This window comes from Trinickia sp. (genome assembly GCF_051953405.1).
Classification (GTDB): Bacteria; Pseudomonadota; Gammaproteobacteria; order Burkholderiales; family Burkholderiaceae; genus Trinickia.
Genome location: NZ_JBQCIV010000034.1, coordinates 37,711 through 44,009, shown reverse-complemented (window position 1 = coordinate 44,009; position 6,299 = coordinate 37,711). Strand labels below are relative to the sequence as shown.

Here is a 6,299-nt window from a genome sequence, read left to right as displayed (position 1 = left end):
CGGGCTTTCATAGCGAGAACTTCGGCACCACGAGTTCGTTCGCGCCGTATGGCTGGTCCGCCGTGTTCACGGCAGTCGCCACGAGCGGCATCGTGTTCAGCTTCAACGGCTTCCAAAGCCCCGTGAACCTCGCGGGCGAAGCGCGCAACCCGTCGAAGAGCGTGCCGTTCGCCGTGATCGGTTCGATTCTGCTCGCGCTCGTGATCTACGTGCTGCTGCAGATCGCCTATATCGGCGCGGTCAGTCCGGCCGATGTCATGAAGGGCTGGAGCCACTTCAACTTCGCTTCGCCGTTCGCCGAACTGGCCCTGGCGCTGAACCTGAACTGGCTCGCCATCTTGCTGTACGTCGACGCCTTCGTGAGCCCGAGCGGCACGGGTACGACGTACATGGCCACCACCACGCGCATGATCTACGCGATGGAGCGCAATAACACGCTGCCTAAGATGTTCGGCAACGTGCACCCGTTCTACGGCGTGCCGCGCAACGCGATGTGGTTCAACCTGCTCGTGTCGTTCATCTTCATGTTCTTCTTCCGCGGCTGGAGTTCGCTGGCTGCCGTCATCTCGGTGGCGACCGTCATCTCGTATCTGACGGGGCCGATCAGCTTGATGGCCTTGCGCCGCACGGCTCGCGATATCGAGCGTCCGCTGCAGCTGCCGCTCATGAACCTGATCGCACCGTTCGCGTTCGTTTGCGCATCGCTCGTGCTGTACTGGGCGAAGTGGCCGCTGACGGGCGAGATCATCTTGCTGATGGTCGTCGCGCTGCCGGTCTACTTCTACTACCAGGCCAAGTCGGGTTTCAGCGGCTGGGGGCGCGATTTGAAGGCCGCTTGGTGGCTCGTCGCCTACCTGCCGACGATGGCCGTTCTCTCGGTCATCGGCAGCAAGCAGTTCGGCGGCTTGGGCTACCTGCCTTACGGCTGGGACCTGCTCGTCGTCGCGCTGATCTCGTTGGGCTTCTACTTCTGGGGCGTGAGCACCGGCTATCGTACGAGCTACCTCGACGAACGCGAATCCGAGGAAGATATCCTCGAAGGCGTCGGCGTTTAACACGGTGCATCGCCCGCGGCTAGTACGCGGGCGAGGGCCCAAATGCGCAAAGCCCCGTCTGACGGTGAGTCAGGCGGGGTTTTTTTGCTTTAGGCGGTGCGCTTCACTGAAAGGGGCGATCGGCGCGCGGTTTAGCCTGCGGCGATCATTGCGTCAATTTCTCCGCGAATGCTCGGATCGAGTCGGGATTCCAATCGGTTCCCCCGGTGGCAGCCTTCGTGTCCTCGAGGTACAGCGAGTAGTGTTCGGCGTCCGTATTCCACCCGACTGTCCAAAGGCGCCTCGGATCGGTCGCACTCTCGGACAGCGATAGCACGGCCGGCCTTTTCGCGACTTCGAAGGTTAGCGCTTCCTGCATCGTATACATCTTGCCTTGATCGGCCTTGTAATCCCATACGGCGAGCATCCCGAGCTTGCCTGTGGGCAAGCTAAAAAGAACCGATGCTCGTCTACCGGCGTCAGGCAGCAAGCCTATGACAGAGGCTCCAATCCTTTTGAGTTCCGACGTTTGCGCCATGATTCTGTCCAATTCCACCGATCCGAGAGACTGATGATTGGAAACCGTGGGGATGAGAGCGCGAAGCTCTTGAAGCAGGTTCAGTTCTTCGGATGAGGCAGATAACACTAGATACGTTGCGTTTTGTTCGATCAAATTCTGTTCGAACAACGCGCGCTGTGCGGACGATCCCACTGGCGCAACGATCACAGACGAACTCGCAGTCTCCATCGCAGCCGTTATTTCGTTTAAAGCGCGGTCTTGCATGTTTCGTCGATCGCCCGAGTGGCACCCGAGAAGGCACGCGAGTACCGAGAGTGAAATGATGTGCCTCATGGTCTAGGCCATCCCTCGCTGAGATTGCAATCTTCGGGCACCGATCCGTTCAACACAGCGTTCGTCCGCGTCCTTGGGGGATAGTAGTGGTGAGACTAGCGTTCGCCGCAGACGAACGCTATCGAACGCGCGAAAAATCGGACCTCATCCTGGCGACGGACGTCGTCGATGTATGAATCAGCCCTCAAACACATAGTTCGTCATAGCCAACGCGCGCTGAAACGTCCCGAGCGATTGAATGTCGAGCGCGTAATCGTCGCTCGCTGCACCGAGCGACGCGAATACCGGCAGCAAGTGTTCATCGGTCGGATGCATGAACGCGGCGTGGGGTGCCCGCACTCGATAGTCGAGCAACGCATCGAGATCCCGTTCGCCCAGTCGCGTCTCGAACCAATCCGTGAATTCGGCCACGCGCGGATCCGCATCCTCCGGCTTGGCGCCGAAATCGGCCGCCCGCAGGTTGTGGGTGATTTGCCCCGAGCCGACAATCAGCACGCCATCGTCGGCCAACGGCCGCACCGCCCGTCCGACGGCGTAGTGATGCGCCGGATCGCGATGCGGCTGAATCGACAACTGCGCAACCGGGATATCGGCTTGCGGGTACATCAGCAACAACGGCACCCAAGCACCGTGATCCAGCCCGTGGGGCTGTGTAGTCGTCCGAATACCCGCGCCATCGAGCAGACCGGCCGCGGCCCGAGCGACGTCGGGCGCCCCCGGCGCCGGATAGCGCAGCTCGTACAACGCGCGCGGAAAGCCGTAGAAATCGTGGATCGTCTCGGGCGCCTCGGCGGTGCTGGCCACGGGCATATCCGTTCCCCAGTGCGCCGAGAGCATCAAGATCGCGCGCGGACGCGGCAAGCGAGCACCCAGCGCCGTGAACGCGCCCGACGGCATCGTAGGGTCGATCGGCAGCGTCGGTGCGCCGTGGGACAAGAAGAGCGAGGGCAGTCGGGACATGGTGTGAGAAACGCGCAAGCGCAAACGAGTAGGGGCAATGTCGGAAGACTATATGCCGACGCCCAGGGGCGCGAAACCCGCTTTCAGGAAAGGGATCGTGTCGCGCTGGTTGCGACCGTGGCGATAACGTCCGATCCGGCTAGCAACCCGCAACCCGCACCCGGGCCGGCGTTTCTCACGCCTCGCCGCGTAGCCCCTGCCAAGCGGCCGCTAGCGCGGGACCGAGCGCGAACATGTCGAGCACCCGCGCGACGGTATCGTCGACCATTTGATCGATTGTCGTCGGCCGGTTGTAGAACGCGGGTAGGGGCGGGAAGATCACTCCGCCCATTTCGGTGACGGCCGTCATATTGCGCAGATGCGCGAGATTGAGCGGCGTCTCGCGCGCCAGCAGGACCAGGCGCCGACGCTCCTTGAGCGTGACGTCCGCGGCGCGTGCGATCAGGTTATCGGACAGGCCGTGGGCGACGCTGGCCAAGGTTTTCATCGAACACGGCGCGACGATCATGCCGTCCGTCGCGAACGAGCCCGATGCGATGCTCGCGCCCACGTCGCGCACGCTATGGACGACATCCGCCAGCGGATAGAGGTCGTCCTTCGTCAACCCGAGTTCATGCTGAAGATTGAGCCAACCGGCGCTGGACACGACGAGGTGCGTTTCGAGCCCTTCGATGCGCCGCATCGTTTCGAGCAGACGTACGCCGTAGACCGAGCCGGTGGCACCGGTGATGGCGACGATTAGCCGGCGCGGCGGCACCCTGGCGAAAGACATGGCGGAACCGTAAGAGAATGCGAGCGCGCCGGCGAGCCGCCGGCCGCGCCGTGCGTTCGGCTCAGGCCGAAGCGAACAATTGCTGCAGCTCGCCCGATTGGTACATCTCCATCATGATGTCCGAACCGCCGACGAATTCGCCCTTCACATACAGCTGGGGGATGGTCGGCCAGTTCGAGAATTCCTTGATGCCTTGACGCACTTCTTCGTCTTCGAGCACGTTGACGGTCTTGAACTGATCGACGCCGCATGCCTTCAGGATTTGGACGGCGCGGCCCGAAAAACCGCACATCGGAAACTGCGCGTTGCCCTTCATGAACAGGACGACGGCGTTTTCGTCGACGATTTGCTTGATGCGTTGTTGCGTATCCATAACTGACCTTGTGCTGCGCGCGACGCGCAAAACGGAAAAATTAGAGGGCAATGATAGCGGATTTCGCTGCCGTCAGCCGATGCGCTACCGCGGCGCACCGGGCGCGTCGGCGAGCATTCGGCTCAATTTGTCCGCCAACTCGGCATACGTGAACGGCTTCGGCAGCAAGTTGATGCCGGGATCGAGCCGGCCGTGGTGGACGATCGCATTGCGCGCGTAGCCCGTCGTGAACAGCACCGGCAGGTTGGGGCGGCCCGTGCGCACGGCGTCGGCGAGCTGCCGACCGTTCATGCCGCCGGGGAGCCCGACGTCCGTAAACAATAGGCGGATTTCGGGCCGTTCGCCGACGAGGCGCAGCGCGCTGGCGCCGTCCTCCGCCGTCACGACCTGGTAGCCGAGTTCGCGCAGCATGTCGCTCGTCGCCGTCCGCACGTTTTCGTCGTCTTCAACCACGAGGATCGTTTCGCCGACGCGGCTGGCCGGCACGGGCCGGTTCTCTACTCGGTCATCCTCGGCGGCGTCGCCGGCCAAGCGCGGCAAGAAGAGTTTGATCGTCGTGCCTTCGTCCACTTCGCTGTAAATGCGCATGTGTCCGCCCGATTGCTTGACGAACCCGTAGACCTGGCTGAGCCCGAGGCCGGTACCCTGGCCCACGTCCTTCGTCGTGAAAAACGGCTCCATGGCGCGCTCGAGCACGTCTTTCGTCATGCCGGTGCCGGTATCGCTCACGGCGATCATGACGTACTGGCCGGCGCTGAGCCCCTCGAAACGCGAGACGTACAATTCGTCGAGCACGCAATGGGCCGTCTCGATGGTCAGTTTGCCGCCGGCGGGCATGGCATCGCGCGCATTGACGGCGAGGTTGAGCAGCGCACTTTCGAGCTGGTTCGCATCGACCGACACGCGCCAGAGTTCGGGCACATTGACGGTTTCGATCGAGATCGCTTCGCCGAGCGTTCGACGAAGCAATTCCGACATGCCCGAGACGAGCTTGGCGACGTCGGTCGGCTTCGCATCGAGCGCTTGGCGCCGCGAGAAAGCGAGCAGACGACGCGTGAGATTGGCAGCCCGCTCGGCGCCGCGCAGCGCGTTTTCGACGAAGCGCGTCATGTCCGCGGCGTGCGGCAAGTGCTCGAAACCGCCGACACGCCGCTGGAGCCCTTCGAGGCTGCCGATCACCACTTGCAGCAAATTGTTGAAATCGTGCGCAATGCCGCCGGTCAATTGGCCGATTGCTTCCATCTTTTGCGACTGGCGCAGTTGAGCTTCGACGTTGCGTTTTTCGGTCAGATCGCGGGTGACCTTGGCGAAGCCGATGACTTCGCCCCCCGGCCCGACGATCGCATCGAGCAGCACGTTGGCCCAAAACCGCGAACCGTCCTTGCGCACGCGCCAGCCTTCGCCCTCGAACTTGCCGACGCGAGCGGCGCGCGCCAGGACCGATTGCGGCACGCTGTTGCGCCGGTCTTCCTCGGTATAAAAGCGCGAGAAATGCTGGCCGATGATTTCGTCGGCCCGGTAGCCTTTGATGCGTTGAGCCCCCGGGTTCCAGCTCGTGACATAGCCGTCGACGTCGAGCATGAAGATGGCGTAATCGACCACGCTGTCCACCAGCAGCCGAAACCGCTGCTCCGACTCCTGCAGCCGGATGGATGCTTCTTGGCCGCGATGCGCCTGCTCGCGGCTGACGCGCAGCGCGGCTTCGTCGTGGCGCTGCTGCGTAGCCTCGTGCGCTTCCAGTAACACGAATGCGATTCGTCCGGCATCGTCGCGCACCGGGCGCACGGTGGCATCCAGGATGACGGAAGGATTGCCTGGCGCAATCGAAGGCAGATTCAAATCGAACCGCACGGTCTCGCCCGCCGCGGCTCGCGCGAGGGTGCGTCGAAGCGTGTCGCGCAAACGTGGCTCGTCGGCGGCGCTCGGGAATGCATCGGCGAGTGGGCCGCCGATCAGTTCGGCCTGCGGCTGCAACAGCGCGCCGAGGTCGTCGCGGTTGCATTCGAGCACCGTGCCGTCCGGGCTCACTAAAGCGACGAACGACGAAATCTCTTTCAGCGCGATGCGCGCGAACTTGCTTCGCCTGACATCGGGCGCGTCATCCGGGCGAAGCTCGGTATCGCGAACGATCAAAGGCTCGCTGGTCGGCGGCAAGGGACACTTCACCGTGGGCTCCGCTTGAAGTTCGATTGAGATGCGCCTGAACGAGTCCGGCCGCGCACAGGCGAAGGTTCATCATAACAGTGCCAACCATGCATCCAACTATGTTAGATGCAGATCGGACCGATGGGAATGCGCCGGTGGACG

General features: G+C 62.8%; 6 protein-coding genes. 1 reads left to right on the top strand and 5 read right to left on the bottom strand.

Annotated elements, in window-relative coordinates:
- On the top strand, positions 1 to 1,055 hold a 1,055-nt coding region (locus ACTHN9_RS05985), incomplete at its 5' end, for an APC family permease (RefSeq protein WP_440535833.1).
- Between the two features lie 145 nt (positions 1,056 to 1,200).
- On the opposite strand, the gene ACTHN9_RS05980 is transcribed toward ACTHN9_RS05985, so the two are convergent.
- The 5 genes from ACTHN9_RS05980 to ACTHN9_RS05960 all read right to left on the bottom strand — a co-directional run bounded on the left by ACTHN9_RS05980 (position 1,201) and on the right by ACTHN9_RS05960 (position 6,158).
- Complete coding sequence (locus tag ACTHN9_RS05980; protein WP_440535832.1) at positions 1,201 to 1,482, bottom strand: hypothetical protein; 282 nt, start codon at positions 1,480 to 1,482, stop codon at positions 1,201 to 1,203.
- A gap of 582 nt (positions 1,483 to 2,064) precedes the next feature.
- Entirely contained in the window at positions 2,065 to 2,847 is a 783-nt protein-coding gene (locus tag ACTHN9_RS05975; RefSeq protein ID WP_440535831.1) for a DODA-type extradiol aromatic ring-opening family dioxygenase, read from the bottom strand.
- 175 nt (positions 2,848 to 3,022) lie between these two features.
- Positions 3,023 to 3,619 carry a UbiX family flavin prenyltransferase gene (locus tag ACTHN9_RS05970; protein WP_440535830.1) on the bottom strand — a complete coding sequence of 199 codons (597 nt, stop codon included), beginning with the start codon at positions 3,617 to 3,619 and terminating at the stop codon, positions 3,023 to 3,025.
- A 61-nt stretch (positions 3,620 to 3,680) separates the two neighbouring features.
- A complete protein-coding gene (gene grxD / locus ACTHN9_RS05965; RefSeq protein WP_440535829.1) occupies positions 3,681 to 3,992 on the bottom strand; it encodes a Grx4 family monothiol glutaredoxin in 312 nt (103 codons plus the stop codon).
- Positions 3,993 to 4,076: 84 nt separating this feature from the next.
- Positions 4,077 to 6,158 carry a PAS domain S-box protein gene (locus ACTHN9_RS05960; protein WP_440535828.1) on the bottom strand — a complete coding sequence of 694 codons (2,082 nt, stop codon included), beginning with the start codon at positions 6,156 to 6,158 and terminating at the stop codon, positions 4,077 to 4,079.
- Between the last annotated feature and the right edge of the window lie 141 nt (positions 6,159 to 6,299).